The following is a 19,291-nucleotide window of genomic DNA, read 5'->3' as shown; positions in this document are numbered from 1 at the left end:
CGCAACGACTGGCGGTGCGCATGAAATCGCCGCCGCGCCTGGCTTTCGTCCAGCCCGACTGCCTTGCCTCCAACCACCTAAGCCCCCGTTTGCAGCAGGATCTGCTTCCAAACCGCGGTTTCATCAAACAGCGTGAATTCGCGCCGCACCTTGGGCTGGCCCGATATCACCGCGCCAAAATCGGCGTGACTGATCCCCAGAACATAGACCTCCGCCCCGGTCGGCACGCCAAACGCGCCCCAGCCTTCATGCTTGCCCCACAGGCTCCAGCGCACCGCAGCGCGCGGGCACATCATCTCGTCCTCGCGCCCGATCACATGCTCGACCGTGAACGCGGCATTCGGGAACGCGGCGCGCAGCCCCATCCAGAAACTGTCAACCGCGCCCCAACCATGGCCGGTAAGACCGCCCGGATATTCGCATTGCACCGCCCGGTCGTATTCGCTCTCGATCCGGCGCATGTCCGCGCCCATCATGCCGCTCAGCAAATCGGCATAGCGCGCGCCCCACGCATTGTCATTGCCCTTGCCTTTGTAGGGGCCCGGCTGGTCGGTATGCGGCGTCAGCGGCTTCACGCAGGCCTCCGGCCCGCCTTCCCGCTCGATCAGCCCGGCGGCGTATTCCTTGGGGTCCCACCCCATCTGGCGCACGATCGCGCCCTGGTCGCGGATCAGCCATTCATCGTTGATCTGGTTGTCGATCGCATGACAATCCGCCAGGATACGGTATCGCAACCGCTTGCCCGTGGCCTTGCCATATACGCCGTCCCGCGCATGGGTCGCGGTGGAAATGATCCGGTGAGACGACAACATCCCCTCTTCGGGCGTGCCACACCAGATCACGTCCTCGCCCAGCAATTCCCGGTCCGGGAATTCGGCCAGGGTGGCCATCGTGGCGCCGATGACGTTCTGGTTGCCGATCACCACCGACGCGGGCGAACGTACCACGATATCGTCGCCGTAATATTGGTGCAGCGTGGCAATGCCGCGATCTTCCCAGATCTCCCTGGTGATCCCGATGATGTAATCGGGAAAATCGACGAATTTGGGATCAAAGCCCTTCATGTTCCATCCTTGTCAAATTGCACCCTTGCCCCGGGCATTCTTGCCGATCCGCGCACCACCAGCGGTCCATCGATAGCCACCCGGCGCGGCGCGGCGGTATCAGGTGTCTCGATATGCGCCATAAGCGCGTCCACGGTCTCTTCCACCATCAGGTTCGCGCGCTGGCGCACCGTGGTCAGATTATAGGCGGCCCAGGCCGCCGGGGGCACGTCATCATACCCCACCACCGATACATCCTCGGGGATGCGCAGGCCCAGTTCGAACCGGATCACGTCCATCACGGCAAAGGCCATGTGGTCATTGGCCACGAATACCGCATCCGGCCGCATCGCCGGGGCCACGTCAAACAGCGCGCGCGCCGCCGCCTGCGCCTCCGCGGTGCGGTAGTCACCCACCGCACGGGCAAACAGCACCACCCCCGCCCCCGCAAGCCCGGCACGGAACCCGGCCTCGCGGTCGCGCTGCGTTGACGCGCCTTCCCACCCGGCGACATAGGCAATCCGCTCATGCCCTCCCGCCAGCAGGAACTCGGCCGCCTTGCGCCCGCCGGCAATATTATCCGACGTGACCGAGGTGATCCCGTCAATGTCCTGGCTTCTGTTGAACAGCACCACAGGCACCCCGGCCTGCTGGCACCGCGACGCGATGTCCGACGACATCGCCGCCGAGGCCATCACGATCCCGTCCACCTGATAGTCCAGAATTTCGGCCATCACGTCATCGATATTGCCCGCCGTCTGCGAGGCCATGAACACCAGCACGTGATAGCCCCTGGCCTGCAGCGCGTTGGACAACTTCTCCAGCGCCTCGGGGTAAAAGTGATTGTCCAGATAGGCCACGACCAGCCCGATGATCCGGCTCTTGCCCGACACCATCGCGCGGGCCAGCACATTCGGACGATACCCCAGTTCCGTCGCCGCGGCGCGCACCTTGGCTTCGGTCTTCTTGCTCACCGACGCCCCCGGCGTGAACACGCGGCTTACCGCCGACTGGCTCACACCGGCCCGTTGCGCAACCTGAAACGAGGTGATCTTGTCCTTCATCAATCCGCCGTCCAACCTCCGTCAATCAGCATGGACGCCCCCGTGACCAGCCCCGAGGCATCGGACGCCAGGTACACCACCGCCCCCATGATGTCCTCCACCTCGCCCACCCGGCCCAGCTTGATCTTTTCCTCGATCCATTTGCGCCGCTCAGGGATCGCAAGGGTCTGCGCGCCCAACGGCGTGCGAATGAAGGTCGGGCAAATCGTGTTGATCCGCACGTTGCGCGGTCCCCATTCGATCGCCATGGATTTCACCATGCCTTCCAGCCCGTGCTTTGTCGCGCAATAGACAGCGCGATCAATGCCTCCGACATGGCCCATCTGGCTGCTGACATGAATGATCGAACCGGGCCGGCCCGCATCGATCAACGCCCTGGCCCCAAAGGCGGACAGGAAATAGGCCGACCGCAGATTGACGCTCATCACGGCGTCATACGCTTCCGGGGTCGTCTCAACGGCCGGAGCATGGCGCGCCAACCCCGCCGAATTGACCACGATATCAAAGACATCGCCCACAAACATATCCGCCAGCGCGCCCAGATCGGTCTGGTCCAGCACCCGTGCCTCCGCGCTCAGCCCCCGCGCCGCCATGGCCGCGACTGTCTCCTCCAGCCTGGCCGCCCCGCGCGCCGCACAGACCACGTGCGCCCCCGCCTCGGCCAGCGCCACCGCACAGCCCTGCCCGATGCCAGACGACGCCCCGGTGACAAGCGCGCGCTTGCCCCCAAGGCCAAAAGACGGCGTGTGTGGCAGTTGGCTCATCAACTCATTCCATCCGGTATCTTCAGTCGGCCCATGTTGCGGACCTTGTTGAACTCGCGCAAGCGGGCAAACACGTCCACGCCCAACTGGTCATAGGCATCCAACAGATCGACAAGCACCCAGTTCTCGCGAATCCTGCCGTTTTCGATGCGCCAGAAATCAAGGCTGCGCATGGTGATCTTCCTGCCCGAAGGCGCAATGCCCATCCATCCACCGTGGGTCACGGTCTGGATCATGTCCGGCCAGCCCGTCACGGCGGCATAATCGCCATCCCCGAAAAAATGATAATCGATCTCGTCCACGTATTTCCCGCGATCCGGCATCCCGTTCAAAAACGGAATCTGGTGCCAGTTGCGAAATCCGCGAATGCCACGCCCCGTACCGATGCCCGACGGACCGTACCAGCTCATCGTGTCATGCCAGAACCGGTCCATCTCCATGACTTCCGGCCCCCCCCGCGACGGGTGGCGCTTCATATGCTCCAGCATGTCGATGATATGCTGACGCGATGCCGTCCCTTTTCGCATGTCATAGGGCCCCGGCACGATCCCGTCACAGGTGGCCGGCCCCGGCACATGCCATTCCCGGCCCAGCGACGGCGCCAGCGGCCAGGCATTGGCCTGAAGCATCACCTCGGGAATGTCCCACAACGCCTGAAACTCCGCGATCCTGCCATCCTCGATGCGGAAGAACTCGTGAAACCGCATATGCGTCTGATGGCCCGTCGGTGGAATATCCAGCCACGGCGCCTCGAACGTGCCGGTATAATAGCCGCCACAGCCAACCCATTCGGCCCCATCCTCATCCGGCCCCGCCATCACGATATAGTCGCGCCGCTCCAGGTCCGGCCAGGCGTCCAGCAATCCGCCATAGGCATGATCGCAAAACGCTTCGGCCCCCACCGTGTCCCCGAACGGAAAACACAGATGAAACACCGCGTCGGGCGCCGAAACCGCTCCCAGCAACGCCTTCAGCGCCCCCAGGTCAAAATCATACATCGCCGCCCGAACGGGTGCGATCAACTCTTTGTTCTGGCTCTGAACGTCCATCTTCATTGTTCCAAAAATACTCCGGGGAGCGCGAGGGGCTGGCCCCTCGCATCTGCCGCAAAAACCTTACTCCGCCGCGTCCCGACCGGGCGCGCCCTCGCCATAGGGCACGTTGATCCCGCCAAAGCGGCGTACGCGAATGTTGCACTGCTCGGCATGGCCGACAAATCCCTCCAGCATGCACAACCGTGACCCGTATTCCCCGATCAGCGTCGCCGCCTCATCGGTGGTCACTTTCTGATAGCTGTGCGTCTTCAGAAACTTGCCAACCCAAAGCCCCCCCGTATAGCGCCCGGCCTTCCTGGTGGGCAGCGTATGGTTGGTGCCGATCACCTTGTCGCCATTGGCCACGTTGGTGCGCGCGCCCAGGAACAGCGCACCATAACAGGTCATGTTCTCCAGGAACCAGTCATCGCGCTCCGTCATCACCTGCACATGCTCGCTGGCATAGTCATCCGCCACGGCCAGCATCTCGTCATAACTGTCGCACAGAATCACTTCGCCATAATCTTCCCACGACACTTTCGCCGTGCCCGCCGTGGGCAGGATACCCAGAATGCGGTCGATCTCGGCCAGGGTCTCTTCGGCCAATTTGCGCGAGGTGGTCAGCAACACTGCGGGCGAGTTATAGCCATGTTCCGCCTGCCCCAGCAGGTCGGTCGCACACAGTTCCGCATCCACCGTGTCATCGGCGATCACCATGGTTTCCGTCGGCCCGGCAAACAGATCGATACCGACCCGGCCGAACAACTGCCGCTTGGCCTCGGCGACAAAGGCGTTGCCCGGCCCCACCAGCATATGCACCGGATCGATGGTCTCGGTCCCGATCGCCATGGCCCCGATCGCCTGGATACCGCCCATCACGTAAATCTCGTCCGCCCCCCCCAGATGCATCGCCGCGATCACGCCGGGATTGGGCTTGCCGTTGAACGGCGGGGTGCAGGCGACAATGCGCGGCACGCCCGCCACCTTGGCCGTGGCCACCGACATATGGGCGCTGGCCACCATCGGAAACTTGCCACCGGGGATGTAACAGCCCACCGATTGCACCGGAATATTCTTGTGGCCCAGGATCACGCCGGGCATGGTCTCGACCTCGATATCCAGCATCGAGTCCCGTTGCGCGCGGGCAAAATTCACAACCTGTTCCTGCGCAAACCTGATATCGGCCAGCTCGCGCGCACTCAGCTGCGCGATCAGCGCGTCAATCTCGTCCTGACTCAGCCGGAAACTCTCCGGCGAATACGCGTCGAACTTTTCCGACAAATCCCGCACCGCCGCGTCACCGCGCGTCTCGATATCCTTGAGCGTCGCCTCGACCACGGCGCGTGTCCTGGCGTCATCCTCGGCCCGGTCCGCTTCGGGCTTGCCCCGTTTCAGATATTCCATCGTCATTTTCCCATACCCGCCCCAGAGCCGCGCCGGGGCCTCCTTTGCCAGGTTCCGGGGCCGGCCCGGAACACGTTTCAATTCCCGTCGGGGCGCGGCGCCACTTTCGCGCCGTGATCATAGGCTTCCCAGCCCTCGCCGTTGAACAGGTCCACGCCCAGTTGCGCCGCCACATGGGCGAAATCCACGTTCACCCAGTTGTCCACGATCTTGCCATCGACCACTTTCCAGAAGTCCATGTAACGGATCTCCACCCGCTTTCCGGTCGGGGCGATACCCAGGAACTCCCCCGAATGGGTGGCTTCCTGACGGCCAAAGGCCGCCGCCCACTCGCCCATGTACAGCCGGGCCTCATCAACACATACCTTATCGGAAAACGCCGCCTGAAAGGGGCGTTGCCAATTGTCCTGGAATTCCTTCAACCCGGTCTTGGTGCCGCACCCCCGGTTGCCGATCCAGCGGAACCCTTCGGCAAAAAACTCGCCGATGTCGTCAATCCTGTGGTCGTTCAGCCCGTCAACCATGCCTTCGATCACGGCGCGGGTCTGCTCTGTCTTGCTCATGTCCGTATCGCGGGTCAGGACCGCTTGTTCTGGACGGCTGGCTTTCATGGTCTCTTCCTTTCAGTATGCGTCGGGAGTGGTCTGTACCGGGGAAAATCCCCCGGACCAGATGAAATCCCGCGGCATCCTGTTCAGTGCCGGATGACGCCCCAGGGCCTTATGCCGCGCCGCACAGCTCATCACCCCTTCACCGCCCCCGCGGTCAGCCCGCTGACGATCTGGCGCTGGAATGCCATGACCAGGAAGAACAGCGGCGCGGTAATCGACACCGCGGCAGCCACCGCCACCACCTGGTCGGTGGTGGTGGTCTCGCGGTTGAACATGCCCGCAATGGCCGGAACCATGGTCTGGTTCTGCGCATCCAGCAGCAGCGAGGTCACAAGAAAATCGTTGTATCCCAACAGAAAGCTGAACAGCCCCGTGGTAATGACACCCGGCCACATCACCGGCATGATCACCCGGCGGAACGCCTGGAAATGGCTGCACCCGTCCACCCGCGCGGCCTCGTCCAGCTCGGCCGGGATGTTCTGGAAAAACGAGCGCAACATCCAGATCGTGAAGGGCTGGTTGATTGCCACCAGTACCGCGATCACCGCCATCGGCTTGCCATACAGCGTGGGCGCGTTCTCGCCCAGAACGGGGCTAAGCCACTCGGAAGAGCTGATGAACACCGGCAGATAGCCGGCCACCAGCACCGAATGCGGCAGGGCCCGAAAGATCAGCGCAATGATCAGTATCCAGAACGCCAGCGTGCTTCCCGACCGCGCCAGCCCATAGCCCGCCAGCGTGCCCACGGTCAGGGACACGGTGACAACCCCGGTGGTCACGATCAGCGAGTTCTTGAAATTGTTGGAAAACCCCCGGTCGATCCAGACCGTCTTGTAATGCTCCGGTGTCATGCCGATCACATCCCGCCCCAGCGGCCCCAGGATCGGGTTCAACAGGTTCAGCACCACCGGCAGGATCGCAAAAAACACAACCAGGAACCCCAGCACAGCCACCAGCCCGGCAATGATCCAGCCGAACACCACCTGTCCGCCGGGCGCATGGCTGCGCACCATCCCCGGCAGCTTGCGCGCGCACAGGCGGATCGTGACCCAGATCACCACGATACCCAGGACAATATCCAGAATCGAAAGCCCCTTGCCCGCCGCCAGCGTGTTCGGCCCCAGGATCACGTTCAGCGCGTTCGGATCATAAGCGTCCACCGGCGACTTGAAGCTCATCACCACGATCCAGAAGATCGGGAAAGCGGCGACCAGGCACCAGATGGCAAGGAAGCTGGCCGAAGTAAGTCTGAGCCCCAGCGGCTGTTGCAATGCGCGCGACGACATCTCAATGTCCTCCCTTGTGGTCGCGCCAGGTGCGGCGCAGCAGCGGGATCAGCAACAGGGCAATCCCGATCATGGTCAGCATGGCCGAGGCCGATGCGCGGCTGATGGACCGGTTCCCGGCCTCATCCGGCACAAGAAAGTCATAGGTCAGCCATTGCAGCGTGATGACATAGCCCTGCGAGGAAAAGCCGACGACTTCTTCAAAGGCGCGATAGGCGTCCATCAGGTGGATCATCGAGATAAAGACGATCAGCGGCATCAGATGCGGAATGACCACGTATTTCAGACGCTGCCAGCGGCTCGCGCCGTCGATAACCGCGCTTTCAAGCGCATCCGAGTTCACGGTCTGAAGCCCCGCGTAGAACACGATGGCGGCAAAGGGCGCGACGGACCAGACACGGTAAACCATCAGCAAAACCTCGATTGTCCAGGCCTGGGCAAACATCGCCACGTCCCGCGCCAGGTACCACTCCAGAAACGCGGTCAGGATACCGTCGCCGCGAAACAGCCAGTTGATCGACAAGGCGCCGATCACCGGTGTGATGATGAACGGCAACAGCGAGATGAAGATCACCGGGCCTTTGACCAGCCGCGAGGCATTGTTGATCATCAATGCAATCGCCAGCCCACCTCCCAGCACAAGTGGCAGAGTGACCAGCGTGAACATCAGCGTGAAGCGCAGCGCCTTCCAGAAATCGATCGACTGGAATGCCGCCCAGCTGCCCTGCGACAACGCCTCCCAGGCCCGTCCCAGTTCCAGCACGTTGCCATAGCTTTGCAGCCCGACATACGAGGTGGTGGTGACAATCTCGCCATCCTCGTCCAGCCTGGGAATGGACTTTTCCTCGGTCACGCAGGTCTGGGTCAGGAACCCCGGCGTGCAGGTTTCGGCCACAACGGTCTCGTAAACAGGCTGCGTCACATAAAAGCTGTTCTTGAACACAGTCGCCAGTGGAAAGGCGATGAACAGGAGCATCATAAAGACAGAGGGTCCGACGAAGGCTGCGAATGTCTTGAAATTCATGGCTCTGCCTTTCTCATGATCCTGCGAACATACCGGTCTGCGGGAAAAATCGGGGGGCCGAAGCCCCCCGAGGGGAGGAGAGGTCTTACTTCACAAGACCAGCTTCTTTCGCGGCCGAAACATAGGCGGCCTCGATATCCGCGAGGGTGGTTGCGGCGTCTTTTGCACCGGTCAGGTAGGCCGAGATGCCATTGCCCAGCGCGGTGTGCATGATGCCCATCGGACCCGAGGCCGGGTAGGGGCGCGCGCCTGCCGCGGCGGTGGCGGCCGCGCCCGCGGCCAGCGCACCGGGCTCGTAGCCCGGGATCAGCCAGACGGCGAGATCGTTGTTGGCCTTGACCATCTCTTCATCGATGCCCTCCATCGCCACCTGGAACGCGGCTTCGGCTTCCTCGTCCGAGATGTTGCTGGCGATCACGATTCCGTCCCACCACAGCGACGAGGCCGGGGCCGCCGATCCCATCGGCGCGGCCGCCATGATAACCTTGCCCACAACCTGGCTTTCGGCTTCGTCGTTCATCGCACCGGCTCGGCTGGCCCACAGGTTCGCCATGGCGATCTTGCCCTGCTGGAATTGCTGCTGCACATAGGTCGAGTCAGACACCAGGTATTCCGGGTCCATGTACTCGGTCAGCGCCTTCATCACCTCCAGCGCGGCCATGCCTTTTTCGTTGTTGATATTGGGCATGTTGCCCTGGGTGAAGAAATCGCCGCCCTCACCCAGGAAGTTGTTCACGAATTCCTCGGCCAGGTTCCAGCCGGTCTTGAACGTGCCGCCGATCGGATAGTCAACAACGCCGGCTTCCTTGATCTTGGCCGCCGCGTCCAGCATCTCGGCATAAGTCGTCGGCACCGCGATGCCAAGATCGCTCAGAATGTCCTCGCGATACATCAGGTGCTGGGCGTTCACCATCATGGCAATCGCGTAAGTGACACCATCAACCTTGATCAACTGGTTCGGGGTCAGGTTCTGACCGTACTTGGCCACCAGATCATCCAGCGGACGAATCGTCCCCGCATTGAGCAGCGGGATCATGGTCGAATTGGCGACCCCGCCAATATGATACAGCGACGGCTTCGCGGCAAAGGCTTCGGGCTGTTTCTCGCGAAAGTCCTGATCCAGCGAGGCGGCAAAGTTGCCGCATTCCGCCATCGCGTCGGTGACGGCCTTCCATGCCTGGAACCCCGCCGACAACGATTTGATCGGCGTGGTGTTTTCATAGGCACAGGCCGCCCAGGCTCCTGACGCCATCAGCGACATCGCGCCGGCCATTACAAGTTTCTTGAGCATCATCTATCTCCCGGTTGATGCAGGTCCGTCGTGCACGTCCGGACCCTGATATGCCGCCCCTTACAGACAGCAGGTTGCAGAGGCTCAGCCCCCGATGCGCGCGCCATCCTCGGTCGCTTCGTAAAGATGACAAATCTCCGCCGGCACCCGGATCGACACCATGTCGTCGATCTCGGCCCGGAAATTCTTGTCGGCCTTGACCGACACCAGCGCCCCACCGATGCGGATCGACACCATCGTGGCATCGCCCAGCAATTCCAGTGTGTAGATCGGCGCGTTGATCTGGCCCTGCCCGTCCTCGGCCAGCGCGGCATCCTCGGCCCGAAAGCCCAGTGTCACCGGGCCGTCCGGCGCCGTCAGCCCGCCGATCCGCGTATGCTGTGCGCTGAACACACCGCCCTTCACCTCGCCATCCATCAGGTTCATCGCCGGCGAGCCGATAAAGCTTGCCACAAAGGTATTGGCGGGATTGTCGTAAATCTCGGTCGGGCTGCCGACCTGCTGCACCACGCCCCGTTTCATCACCACAACCCGATCCGCCAGCGTCATCGCCTCGATCTGGTCATGGGTGACGTAAATCGTGGTCACGGCCAGTTCATGCGACAGGTTCTTGATCTGGGCGCGGGTGCTCACCCGCAACTTGGCGTCAAGGTTCGACAGCGGCTCGTCCATCAGGAACACATTGGGTTCGCGCACGATCGCACGGGCCAGAGCCACGCGCTGACGCTGACCACCCGAAAGCTCCGCCGGCTTGCGATGCAGGAACTCATCCAGCTCCACCATGGCGCTGGCACGGCGCACCTTCTCGTCATGAGTCGCCGGATCGATGCCGCGCACCTTCAACGGAAACCGGATATTCTCGTAAACGTTCATGTTCGGATACAGCGCGTAAGACTGGAACACCATCGCCACATCGCGATCCTTCGGCTCCAGGTCGTTCACCACCCTGCCGTCAATCGTGATGTCGCCCTCGGTGACATCCTCCAGACCGGCAATCATGCGCATGGTCGTGGTCTTGCCACAGCCCGACGGCCCCAGCAGCACCAGAAATTCCTTGTCCGCGATCGTCAGGTCGAAATTGTCGACCCCCACAAACGAGCCCCACCGCTTGCCCACATTGCGCAGTTGAATCTCGGCCATGTCCACCTCCCGGTCGGAATCGTTTTGCATACGCTTGCAAAATGGTAGGCGCGACATGTCACTTTAGGCAAGACATTTCTGCATACGTATGCAAAAATAGTGCTGACCCAGGGGAAACCACGACTCATGATCCCCACCAACCAACTGAGCACAAAAGGTAAATCCGGTGAGCTTCCAGGCTGAAAAAAACATCGTCCGCGCCTATTACAGCGCGCTCGAAAGTGCCGAAATCGCAGAAATTCCGCGCGTGACAGAGACGTTCTGCGCCCCGAATCTGCTCTGGCGGGGATTCCATCCCTTCAACGAAATCACCACGGCGCGCGCGGTGGCCGAACAATTCTGGCAGCCGCTGCGCAGCTCTTTCACCCGCCTGCAACGGCGCATGGATATCTTCATGGCCGGGCAGAATACGCTGTCGGCGGGTGGCGTCTGGGTCGTGTCGATGGGGCACTTGATGGGCCTGTTCGATCAGCCTTGGCTGGGCATTCGCCCCACTGGCAAACTCGCCATGCTGCGCTATTGCGCCTTTCACCGGGTCGACGGCGGCAGGATCACCGAAACGGCAATGTATTTCGACATCCCCCACCTGATGGTGCAGGCCGGGCAAAACCCCTTTCCGCCGCAAACCGCCGCCCACCTCGTTCAACCCGGCCCCCTCACTCATGACGGCCTGATGTTCGATCCCCAGCCCGCCGACGCGGGCGAAAAAACCCTCACCGCCATTCAGGCCATGATCCTTGACCTTGGCCAATGGCAGCTGGGCCTGCCGCTGGAAGAGGAACTCGCCCGCTCATGGGATGACAACATGCTCTGGTGGGGGCCCGAAGGCATCGGCGCCACCTACACGATCGCGCGCTATGCCCGCCAGCATTCCGGCCCCTTCCGCGCGTCCTTTACAGACCGCAGCAAAACCGCCCATATCTGTCGCCTTGCCGAAGGCCATTACGGCGGCTTCTTCGGCTGGCCCAATTTCACGGCCCGCCCAACGGGGGGCTTCATGGGTATGCCCGCCACCGGCAGCGCAGGCGAGTTTCGCGTGATCGACATCTACCGGCGCGGTACCGACAAGCTGGCCGAAAACTGGATCTTCATCGACCTGCTGCATTTCTGGAAAACCCAGGGCGTCGATATTCTGGCCCGCACCACGGGGATTGAAACACCATGAGGATCGACGCCCATCACCACCTTTGGGATCTCTCTGCCGTCACCTATCCGTGGCTGATGGAGCGCGGCGCGTGGCGGTTCTTTGGTGATCCCTCCCCGATCCAGCGCGACTACCTGCTGCCCGAATTCCGCGCCGATGCGGCGGCGCAGGGCATCTCTGGCTCGGTCCATATCCAGGTCGGTGCGGCCGATGGCTGGGCCGAGGCGCAATGGGTGCAGGCACAGGCCGATGCCAACCCCGGCTGGCCCCTGGCCCAGGTCGTGTTCTGCGACCTGGCGGCCCCCGACCGCGAGGCGCATCTGGACCGTTTCCAAACCCTGCCCACCCTGCGCGGCGCCCGCCAGATCGTGGGCCGCGCGCCGGGCGAGGATGCCGTTACCGGCACCAACAGGCTGCTGTCCGACCCTGCTTTTGTCGACGGTCTCAAATCGCTTGCCGCGCGGGGCCTGTCCTTTGATCTGCAACTCACTCCGGCGCTGATCCCGGCCACGGCGGATGTGCTGGAACAAGTGCCCGACCTTCCGGTCGCGCTCTGCCACGCCGGCTCCCCGCATGATCGCAGCGCGCAAGGCCTGCGCGACTGGGCAACCAGGCTCGAACGTCTCTCGGCCCTGCCCAACGTCACCTGCAAGCTCTCGGGGCTTGGCATGTTCGATCACGGCTGGAGCGTCGGGACAATCCGCCCGATCGTCGAAACCTGCCTGGCGCAATTCGGCCCGGCCCGCACCATGTTTGGCTCGAACTTCCCGGTCGACAGCCTTTATTCCAGCTACGCCGCGCTGGCCACGGCCTATGACACGCTGATTCCGGCCGACATGCAGCCGCAGGTGTTCGGCGCCACCGCACACGGCTTTTACCGGTTCTAGGGGCCTGCCCCCAAAACGGGCTGTCAAAAAGGATCTTGGCGGCGCGCGCGACTTGCCGATTTCCTGCGCGCCGCCCCGCCCGATCCCTGCCTCAGGTACCCAGCGGAACGCTTTAGGGTCAGGACCCATTAATCCTGACCCTAGTGGTTGTCGCGCGCCACGCCCCTGGTCTGCGCGATGCGCTGATATTTGACGGCGGGTTTCAGCACCATGCCCTTGTCGAACTGGTCCACCACCCCGCGCTGGATTTCCTGCCAGGGGGTCTGGCTCTCGGGATAGCCAAACCCGCCCCGCGCCTCCAACGCCGCGCGCCGCGCCGCCAGCGTGGCTTCGTCCAGCAGGATATCGGCCCGCCCCTTGCGCAGGTCGATGCGGATCACATCGCCCGTCTCCAGCAGCGCCAGCCCTCCCATCGCCGCCGCCTCGGGCGCGGCGTTCAGGATCGACGGGCTGCCCGACGTGCCCGATTGCCGCCCGTCGCCGATACAGGGCAGTTCCTCGATGCCCTGTTTCAAAAGGCTTGCGGGGGGCTGCATGTTCACCACCTCGGCCCCACCGGGATAGCCGATCGGCCCCGCGCCCCGGATCACCAGCACACAGCCGGCATCGATCTTCAGCGCCGGGTCGTCGATCCGGTCGTGATAATCTTCCGGCCCGTCAAACACGATGGCCCGCCCCTCGAACGCCTCCGGGTCCTCCGGGTTGCTCAGATAACGCGCCCGAAAATCCTCGGAAATCACCGATGTCTTCATGATCGCGCTGTCAAACAGGGTGCCGCGCAGGTTGATGAACCCCGCATCCTTTTTCAGCGGCGCGTCAAAAGGCCGGATCACATCCGCGTCCTGTACCCCGGCGCCGGCATAGTTCTCGCCCAGAGTGCGGCCATTCACCGTGATCGCCTCCGGGTGCGGCAGCGCGTCATGGGCCAGCAATTCCGCCATGATCCCCGCCACGCCCCCGGCATGATGGAAATCCTCCGCCAGATACGCCCCCGCCGGCTGCACATTGGCCAATAGCGGGATCCGATGCCCCAGCCGCTGCCAGTCGTCATTGGTCAGCCCGATCCCCAGATGGGCCGCCACCGCGTTCAGATGGATCGGCGCGTTCGTGCTGCCGCCAATCGCGGAATTGGCCACAATGGCGTTTTCAAACGCCGCGCGCGTCATCACATCGCTGGGCTTGAGGTCTTCATGCACCATCTCGACGATGCGCTTGCCGGTGGCATAGCTGATCTGCCCGCGTTCGCGATAGGGCGCCGGGATCGACGCGCTGCCCGGCAACTGCATTCCCAGCGCCTCGGCCAGCGAATTCATCGTGCTTGCCGTGCCCATTGTGTTGCAATAGCCCACCGACGGGGCCGAGGCCGTGGCCACATCCATGAACTGGTCATACCCGATCTCGCCCGCCGCAAGCGCCTTGCGTGCCTGCCAGATCGCCGTGCCCGACCCGGCGCGCGTGCCCTTGTACCACCCGTTCAGCATTGGCCCCACCGACAGAGCAATCGCCGGAATATTCACCGTCGCCGCCGCCATCAACAGCGCCGGCGTGGTCTTGTCGCAACCGATGGTCAGCACCACGCCGTCAATCGGATAGCCATACAGGCTCTCGACCAGCCCCAGATAGGCCAGGTTCCGGTCAAGCGCCGCCGTCGGGCGCTTGCCGGTTTCCTGAATGGGATGCACCGGAAATTCGAAACAGATTCCGCCCGCGGCCACGATCCCTTCGCGCACACGCTTGGCCAGCTCGATATGATGGCGGTTGCAGGGGCTCAGATCGCTGCCGGTCTGTGCAATACCGATGATCGGCTTGCCCGATTGCAATTCCTCGCGCGTGATGCCGAAATTCAGATAGCGCTCGATATACAGCGCCGTCATGCCGGGGTTGTCGGGATTGTCAAACCACTGTTGGCTGCGCAACTTCATCTCGTAATCCTTTGAAACTGTGATGAAGGGTTTGCGCGGGCACGCCCCCAAGGTCAACCCCGCCGCCCGGCAAATTCCCCCCGCGGCACGCCAGAATTGGCCACAAACGCACACCACCGCCCGATCCGCGCCACATTCCTGCCCCATTGCGCTGCTTTCCTGAACGCGAACCGCATGAAAGGAGCCGCCCATGGCCCTGATCCTGATCTTTATCGGAAGCTTCATCGGCATCGTCACGGCCGCCGTGCAGATGCTGTTTCAGGATGTCGGTTTCTGGCAGGGGCTGGGCACCTATCTCGCGTTTTCCTTCGGTTTTCCAGCCGCCACCGGTCTTCTGGTCTGGAGCCTGCGCCCCGCCCCCCGCGATCTGGACGATTTCGGCTGGACCAAGGTCTAGGGTCAGGACCCATTAGTCCTGCACCACCCCGCCGATTCTTGATCAAACGCTCCAACTGAACCCTGTCGCCTTTTCAGACACATCCCACAGTCTTGACATGACCGCCTTGTCATGGGCGTGCGGGTTCAACGTACCCTTTCCGACCGGGCCGACGCATTCCATTCGGCCTGTCGGGCCGTACAGCGCCCGCTGCTCCAGCCCGCGTTCGGTCGCGCACATCACTTCCGGATAGGCGCCTTTCTCGGCGGTTTGCACCATTGGCGACTTGGTCATCAGCCACCACGCCACACGCGTCAGGAAACCGCCGCTTGTGCGGATCAGCGAAGTCGCGGAAGCCCCCGGATGGCATACATACACGTCCACCGATTTTCCCGCGGCCCTGACGCGATCCTGCAATTCATACGCAAACATCATCTGCGCCAGCTTGGATTGGCTGTAGACCGGGTTGGCGCTGTAGTTCCTGTCCCAGTTCATATCGTCGAACCGGATCGTCCTGGTCCCCATATTGTAGCCAAGGCTGGCCACGACCACGATCCGCCCTTGCGACTCCTCAACGCGGTCAAAAAGCATCCCGCGCAGCACGAAATGGCCGTAGTGGTTGGTACCAAGCTGGCTTTCAAAGCCGTCAACGGTCAGCTTCCGTGTCGGCACCTGCGCAATAGCGGCATTGCAGATCAGCGCATCAATGCGAGGGACTGTTGCCAGCACCTCACCTGCCGCCGCGCGAACGCTTGCCAGCTCGGACAGGTCCATGCGGACAAATCCAACCTCGGCCTCTGGCCCGAACTCCGTCTTCAGGTCCTTGACCGCAGCGTCGGATTTCCCGGCGTTGCGGTTCAGCATCACCACACGCGCGCCCTTTGACAAAAGAATGCGCGACGCCTGGAAACCGGCGCCCGCGTTGCCCCCGGTGATCACATAGGTTTTGCCCACGAGCGAGCCAAGCCGTTCGGGGGTCCAGCCCGCTGGTCCAAAAGTCCTGTCTGGCATTGTCATTCTCCTTGTGCCGCAGGCGGTCTTGCCGCGCGGGGTGCCATTCCGTCCAGAACATGCAAATAACTCTCATTTCAGCCTGACACCATGCGAATTCGTCGCGTTTTCTTGCCTGATTGTATCAAACCCATTGCGAATGCGCCCTGAAAGGCCTTAGACAAGCTCCATGAGCAAAGACCGGATCAAGCACCTGATCGCGTCCCGCACCGATGATGACGGTCTGACGGAAACCGGCATCAAGGGCGTGCGCCTGTTTCGGGCAACCCGGGCGATCCCCTGTGCCCCGGTTGTCTACGAACCCTGTGTCGTCGCCATTGTCAGCGGGGCCAAGGAGGCTGTCTTTGACGGCCAGCGATATGTCTATGACGCGCGCCAATACCTGTGCTGTCCGATGTCGATGCCGGTCAAGGCGGGCACGCCCACTGCATCGCCCGACAATCCCCTCCTTGGCGTGTTCATCTCGCTCGACCCGCAGGCATTGACGACACTGGCGATGCAGATGGAGACCGCCGGCGGGGTGCTGCCCCCGGGCAAGAGCGGCCTGCCTGCGCAAGGGATCAAGCTGGCCCGATGGGATGCGGCCTTTGGCGATGCTCTGTATCGGCTGCTGACCCTTGGGACCAACCGGACGGATGCGGCGATCCTGGGGGATGCGCGATTGCGCGAGGTGCATTATGCTTTACTGAAGGGCGAGGCGGGGATATTTGCGCGGCAGGCTTTCGGCCCCGGAAATGCCATTGCGCGGTCCATCGCACAGGTTTCCGCCCGGCTGGATGCACCGATTTCGATTGATGACATGGCGGCCCGCGCAGGCATGAGCCGGGCGGTGTTTCACCGAAAATTCAAGCAGGCGACATCGATGGCTCCGATCCAGTTCGTGAAATCGATGCGGCTGAACAATGCCGCGATGAAGATTTCCGGCGGCATGACGGTCAACGAAGCGGCACTGGATGTCGGCTATGTCAGCCCGTCACAGTTCAGCAGAGAGTTCAAACGCATGTTCGGGCAGTCGCCGCGACACTGGAGCGAGGCCCAGCAGCTTCCGATCGGCGTGCGCTAACCTCCGGCACGCTGATTGCGGCCTTGTCCGGGGCAGACGGCGATACCCGCAATTCAAACGTCGCCGCGCCCCCGGTCTTCGGCCCAAAGCCGCCTTGCCCGGGCCAAACCGCGCCTCAGATTTCCCCGTCCAGCCGATCCCGGATCAACGCATCCACCCGCAGTTCGTCGGCAATCTTCATCTGCGCCCAGGTCGCCAGCAACCGGTTGATCCGCTCCTGATACCCCTTGCCCATGGCCCGGTAGAACCTGGCCACCGAGCGATCCACATACAGTGTGATCTTGTCCTTGGGCTCGTCCACATCCACGTCCTGTTCCAGCGTGTGCCAAGCCTCGGGCACATCCTCGCGCATGGCCGCCGGCAGCCACAGCTCGTTGTTCAGCCAGATCAGGTTGCGGGTCAGACGTTCGCGGGCGATGCGTTGGGTCTTGGTCGGCATGGTCGGTACTCCTCTTTGCCGCCACCCTGCCAGATCCGTCTTAACACCGCCCTGCGCCAGCGCACGGGCGCACCGTCGCAATACCGACGCAATACCGATCCCGCGCCGACCCGGCATTCCGGGCGATTGCGCCCGGCCTATGCCTCGGGCGGCACCGGGCGCGGGCGGCCGTTTTCGTCGATCGCCACATAGGTAAAGACCGCCTCTGTCACCTTCTCCGAGATCCCCCGGTGACGGCGCTTGGCCCAGGCCTCGATCCGTATCCCCATCGAGCTGCGCCCCACCCGCTCCACCCAGGCCCACACCGCCAGGATGTCGCCCACCTGCACCGGGCGGATGAATTTCATCGCATCCACCCCCACCGTGGTCACGCGCCCCTGCCCGCGCTGCGCCGCCACGATGCCGCTGGCAATATCCATCTGGCTCAGCACCCAGCCGCCAAAGATATCGCCATTCACATTCACATCCGCCGGCATGGCCTGTACCCGCAAAGTGGCCTCGCCGGTGGGTTGGGTTTCTTGCGCCATGTCACTGTTCCCTGTCCTGGTTCGCTGCCACCCTAACCCTCTGGCGCGGCGCGCGAAAGCTGGTAGAACCGGCATAACGCCAACCCCGGGGGACAAGCGCTGATGAAATTCGACATCCTCGTGATCGGCGCCGGCCCCGCGGGCAGCGCCGCGGCCACATGGGCCGCGCGCCAGGGCCGGCGCGTGGCCCTGATCGACAAGGCGCGCTTTCCCCGCGACAAGCTGTGCGGCGGTCTGTTCACCGAGCGTAGCCGCGCCACCTATCGCGCGGTCTTCGGGCAGGATTTCGATCTGTCCCGCGCCATCAGCCGCACCGAAATCGCCTTCTGGCACACCGGCCGCACCCTTGCGGTGCTGCACGATATCCCGCCCCTGCACCTGACCATGCGGCGCGATCTGGACGACACGCTGTTCCGCCACGCGCTGCACGCCGGAGCCGCCGACTACTCGGGCCGTGCCATCGCGCAACTCTCTGACAATACGGTCACTTTTCGCGACGGCACCACGATATCGGGCGATATCCTGATCGGCGCGGACGGGGTCAATTCCATTGTCGCCCGCCACCTCTTTGGCGCCGCTTTCTCCGGCGACAGCATCGGGTTCGGCCTTGAAATCGAGGTGCCCCCCACCGCGCAAGATCCCGCCAATCAGCCCCTGCGCATCGATTTCGCCGCCGCCAGTTGGGGCTATGGCTGGTCCTTCCCGAAACAGGGCTCCACCACCGTGGGCGTGGGCGGGCTGCACGCCCCCAACCCCGACATGAAGGCGCGGTTCTCGGACTACCTGCTCGGCCTTGGCCTCGATCCCGCGCAGACCCGCTTCAAGGGCCATTACCTGCCCTTTGGCGACTTTCGCCAAACGCCCGGGCGCGGCCCCGTGCTGCTGGCCGGAGATGCCGCCGGGCTGGTCGATCCGATCACCGGCGAGGGCATCGCCCTGGCCATGCAAAGCGGACAACTTGCCGCGCAGGCCGCGCTTGACGCGCTGGCCGCCGGGGCGCCCGAGACTGCCCTGCCCCGCTACCGGACCGCGCTAAAAGACATACACCGCAACCTGCGCATCGCCCGCCGCCTGCGCCGCATCATCTTCGCCCCGCGCTGGCAAAAGGCGTTCACCGCCACGTTCCGCCGTTCCGGCACGGTGCGGATGCAATACATGCGTCTGCTTGCGGGTGAACTGGACTATCCCGAACTGGCCCGCAGCGTGGTGGCGCGCCTGCCCCGGTACCTGCTGAACGCGCTGCGTCGCTAGGCCATGCCGG

The 19,291-nt window shown here is 63.2% G+C and carries 19 protein-coding genes; 5 read left to right on the top strand and 14 right to left on the bottom strand.

The features are described 5' to 3' along the window. Nucleotides 1-77: 77 nt before the first annotated feature. The 10 genes from I3253_RS00200 to I3253_RS00155 form a co-directional block, all read right to left on the bottom strand. Nucleotides 78-1,064, bottom strand: coding sequence for a nuclear transport factor 2 family protein (locus I3253_RS00200; protein WP_197915610.1), 987 nt, complete (start codon nucleotides 1,062-1,064; stop codon nucleotides 78-80). Continuing rightward, nucleotides 1,061-2,107: a LacI family DNA-binding transcriptional regulator gene (locus tag I3253_RS00195; protein WP_408647765.1), complete on the bottom strand. Its 1,047-nt coding sequence runs from the start codon at nucleotides 2,105-2,107 to the stop codon at nucleotides 1,061-1,063. The genes I3253_RS00200 and I3253_RS00195 overlap by 4 nt, the downstream gene beginning before the upstream one ends. Further along, a complete protein-coding gene (locus I3253_RS00190; RefSeq protein ID WP_197915608.1) occupies nucleotides 2,107-2,871 on the bottom strand; it encodes an SDR family NAD(P)-dependent oxidoreductase in 765 nt (254 codons plus the stop codon). Before I3253_RS00190 ends, I3253_RS00195 begins: the two co-directional genes overlap by 1 nt. Further along, nucleotides 2,871-3,920 (bottom strand): ester cyclase, encoded by a 1,050-nt coding sequence (locus I3253_RS00185; protein ID WP_232272100.1) that lies wholly within the window; start codon nucleotides 3,918-3,920, stop codon nucleotides 2,871-2,873. Before I3253_RS00185 ends, I3253_RS00190 begins: the two co-directional genes overlap by 1 nt. A 66-nt stretch (nucleotides 3,921-3,986) precedes the next feature. Next, the gene (gene hisD, locus I3253_RS00180; protein ID WP_197915606.1) at nucleotides 3,987-5,315 is read right to left on the bottom strand and encodes a histidinol dehydrogenase; all 1,329 of its coding nucleotides are present in this window, start codon (nucleotides 5,313-5,315) and stop codon (nucleotides 3,987-3,989) included. A 71-nt stretch (nucleotides 5,316-5,386) separates the two neighbouring features. Next, nucleotides 5,387-5,920 carry an ester cyclase gene (locus tag I3253_RS00175; protein ID WP_197915605.1) on the bottom strand — a complete coding sequence of 178 codons (534 nt, stop codon included), beginning with the start codon at nucleotides 5,918-5,920 and terminating at the stop codon, nucleotides 5,387-5,389. A 131-nt stretch (nucleotides 5,921-6,051) separates the two neighbouring features. Continuing rightward, the gene (locus I3253_RS00170; protein WP_197915604.1) at nucleotides 6,052-7,206 is read right to left on the bottom strand and encodes a carbohydrate ABC transporter permease; all 1,155 of its coding nucleotides are present in this window, start codon (nucleotides 7,204-7,206) and stop codon (nucleotides 6,052-6,054) included. A gap of 1 nt (nucleotide 7,207) precedes the next feature. Continuing rightward, a complete protein-coding gene (locus I3253_RS00165) occupies nucleotides 7,208-8,230 on the bottom strand; it encodes a carbohydrate ABC transporter permease (RefSeq protein ID WP_197915603.1) in 1,023 nt (340 codons plus the stop codon). 85 nt (nucleotides 8,231-8,315) lie between these two features. After that, on the bottom strand, nucleotides 8,316-9,521 hold the full coding sequence (locus I3253_RS00160) for an ABC transporter substrate-binding protein (RefSeq protein ID WP_232236859.1): 1,206 nt from the start codon (nucleotides 9,519-9,521) through the stop codon (nucleotides 8,316-8,318). Nucleotides 9,522-9,605: 84 nt separating this feature from the next. Then, complete coding sequence (locus I3253_RS00155) at nucleotides 9,606-10,661, bottom strand: ABC transporter ATP-binding protein (RefSeq protein ID WP_197915601.1); 1,056 nt, start codon at nucleotides 10,659-10,661, stop codon at nucleotides 9,606-9,608. A 166-nt stretch (nucleotides 10,662-10,827) separates the two neighbouring features. Between I3253_RS00155 and I3253_RS00150 the strand changes: the two genes are divergently transcribed. Then, a complete protein-coding gene (locus tag I3253_RS00150) occupies nucleotides 10,828-11,826 on the top strand; it encodes a nuclear transport factor 2 family protein (protein WP_197915600.1) in 999 nt (332 codons plus the stop codon). Next, the gene (locus I3253_RS00145) at nucleotides 11,823-12,692 is read left to right on the top strand and encodes an amidohydrolase family protein (protein ID WP_197915599.1); all 870 of its coding nucleotides are present in this window, start codon (nucleotides 11,823-11,825) and stop codon (nucleotides 12,690-12,692) included. Before I3253_RS00150 ends, I3253_RS00145 begins: the two co-directional genes overlap by 4 nt. A gap of 140 nt (nucleotides 12,693-12,832) precedes the next feature. Here the strand turns inward: I3253_RS00145 and I3253_RS00140 are convergent, their stop codons facing one another. Next, nucleotides 12,833-14,614 (bottom strand): IlvD/Edd family dehydratase, encoded by a 1,782-nt coding sequence (locus tag I3253_RS00140; RefSeq protein ID WP_197915598.1) that lies wholly within the window; start codon nucleotides 14,612-14,614, stop codon nucleotides 12,833-12,835. 190 nt (nucleotides 14,615-14,804) lie between these two features. Between I3253_RS00140 and I3253_RS00135 the strand changes: the two genes are divergently transcribed. Then, complete coding sequence (locus tag I3253_RS00135; protein WP_197915597.1) at nucleotides 14,805-15,011, top strand: hypothetical protein; 207 nt, start codon at nucleotides 14,805-14,807, stop codon at nucleotides 15,009-15,011. A 42-nt stretch (nucleotides 15,012-15,053) separates the two neighbouring features. Here the strand turns inward: I3253_RS00135 and I3253_RS00130 are convergent, their stop codons facing one another. Further along, nucleotides 15,054-16,001 carry an SDR family oxidoreductase gene (locus tag I3253_RS00130; RefSeq protein WP_197915596.1) on the bottom strand — a complete coding sequence of 316 codons (948 nt, stop codon included), beginning with the start codon at nucleotides 15,999-16,001 and terminating at the stop codon, nucleotides 15,054-15,056. A 169-nt stretch (nucleotides 16,002-16,170) separates the two neighbouring features. Here I3253_RS00130 and I3253_RS00125 point away from each other — a divergent pair, with 169 nt between their 5' ends. Continuing rightward, nucleotides 16,171-17,064 carry an AraC family transcriptional regulator gene (locus tag I3253_RS00125; RefSeq protein ID WP_197915595.1) on the top strand — a complete coding sequence of 298 codons (894 nt, stop codon included), beginning with the start codon at nucleotides 16,171-16,173 and terminating at the stop codon, nucleotides 17,062-17,064. A 115-nt stretch (nucleotides 17,065-17,179) separates the two neighbouring features. Here the strand turns inward: I3253_RS00125 and I3253_RS00120 are convergent, their stop codons facing one another. Next, nucleotides 17,180-17,503 carry a BrnA antitoxin family protein gene (locus I3253_RS00120; protein WP_197915594.1) on the bottom strand — a complete coding sequence of 108 codons (324 nt, stop codon included), beginning with the start codon at nucleotides 17,501-17,503 and terminating at the stop codon, nucleotides 17,180-17,182. Between the two features lie 137 nt (nucleotides 17,504-17,640). After that, nucleotides 17,641-18,030, bottom strand: a complete 390-nt coding sequence (locus tag I3253_RS00115) for an acyl-CoA thioesterase (protein WP_197915593.1) — start codon at nucleotides 18,028-18,030, stop codon at nucleotides 17,641-17,643. Nucleotides 18,031-18,132: 102 nt separating this feature from the next. On the opposite strand from I3253_RS00115, the gene I3253_RS00110 reads away from it, so the two are divergent. Next, complete coding sequence (locus I3253_RS00110; protein ID WP_232272099.1) at nucleotides 18,133-19,281, top strand: geranylgeranyl reductase family protein; 1,149 nt, start codon at nucleotides 18,133-18,135, stop codon at nucleotides 19,279-19,281. The last annotated feature ends 10 nt before the right edge of the window (nucleotides 19,282-19,291 follow it).

This window comes from Thiosulfatihalobacter marinus (assembly GCF_016019955.1).
Classification (GTDB): Bacteria; Pseudomonadota; Alphaproteobacteria; order Rhodobacterales; family Rhodobacteraceae; genus Shimia; species Shimia marinus_A.
Note: the sequence above shows the minus strand (reverse complement) of the source record. Positions and strands in the feature narration are given on the sequence as shown.

Excerpts from the sequence above, each read along its gene's own strand:
- I3253_RS00200 (WP_197915610.1), bottom strand. The coding sequence starts at position 1,064 with ATGAAGGGCTTTGATCCCAAATTCGTCGATTTTCCCGATTACATCATC.
- I3253_RS00195 (WP_408647765.1), bottom strand. The coding sequence starts at position 2,107 with ATGAAGGACAAGATCACCTCGTTTCAGGTTGCGCAACGGGCCGGTGTG.
- I3253_RS00190 (WP_197915608.1), bottom strand. The coding sequence starts at position 2,871 with ATGAGCCAACTGCCACACACGCCGTCTTTTGGCCTTGGGGGCAAGCGC.
- I3253_RS00185 (WP_232272100.1), bottom strand. The coding sequence starts at position 3,920 with ATGGACGTTCAGAGCCAGAACAAAGAGTTGATCGCACCCGTTCGGGCG.
- hisD (WP_197915606.1), bottom strand. The coding sequence starts at position 5,315 with ATGACGATGGAATATCTGAAACGGGGCAAGCCCGAAGCGGACCGGGCC.
- I3253_RS00175 (WP_197915605.1), bottom strand. The coding sequence starts at position 5,920 with ATGAAAGCCAGCCGTCCAGAACAAGCGGTCCTGACCCGCGATACGGAC.
- I3253_RS00170 (WP_197915604.1), bottom strand. The coding sequence starts at position 7,206 with ATGTCGTCGCGCGCATTGCAACAGCCGCTGGGGCTCAGACTTACTTCG.
- I3253_RS00165 (WP_197915603.1), bottom strand. The coding sequence starts at position 8,230 with ATGAATTTCAAGACATTCGCAGCCTTCGTCGGACCCTCTGTCTTTATG.
- I3253_RS00160 (WP_232236859.1), bottom strand. The coding sequence starts at position 9,521 with ATGCTCAAGAAACTTGTAATGGCCGGCGCGATGTCGCTGATGGCGTCA.
- I3253_RS00155 (WP_197915601.1), bottom strand. The coding sequence starts at position 10,661 with ATGGCCGAGATTCAACTGCGCAATGTGGGCAAGCGGTGGGGCTCGTTT.
- I3253_RS00145 (WP_197915599.1), top strand. The coding sequence starts at position 11,823 with ATGAGGATCGACGCCCATCACCACCTTTGGGATCTCTCTGCCGTCACC.
- I3253_RS00140 (WP_197915598.1), bottom strand. The coding sequence starts at position 14,614 with ATGAAGTTGCGCAGCCAACAGTGGTTTGACAATCCCGACAACCCCGGC.
- I3253_RS00135 (WP_197915597.1), top strand. The coding sequence starts at position 14,805 with ATGGCCCTGATCCTGATCTTTATCGGAAGCTTCATCGGCATCGTCACG.
- I3253_RS00130 (WP_197915596.1), bottom strand. The coding sequence starts at position 16,001 with ATGCCAGACAGGACTTTTGGACCAGCGGGCTGGACCCCCGAACGGCTT.
- I3253_RS00125 (WP_197915595.1), top strand. The coding sequence starts at position 16,171 with ATGAGCAAAGACCGGATCAAGCACCTGATCGCGTCCCGCACCGATGAT.
- I3253_RS00120 (WP_197915594.1), bottom strand. The coding sequence starts at position 17,503 with ATGCCGACCAAGACCCAACGCATCGCCCGCGAACGTCTGACCCGCAAC.
- I3253_RS00115 (WP_197915593.1), bottom strand. The coding sequence starts at position 18,030 with ATGGCGCAAGAAACCCAACCCACCGGCGAGGCCACTTTGCGGGTACAG.
- I3253_RS00110 (WP_232272099.1), top strand. The coding sequence starts at position 18,133 with ATGAAATTCGACATCCTCGTGATCGGCGCCGGCCCCGCGGGCAGCGCC.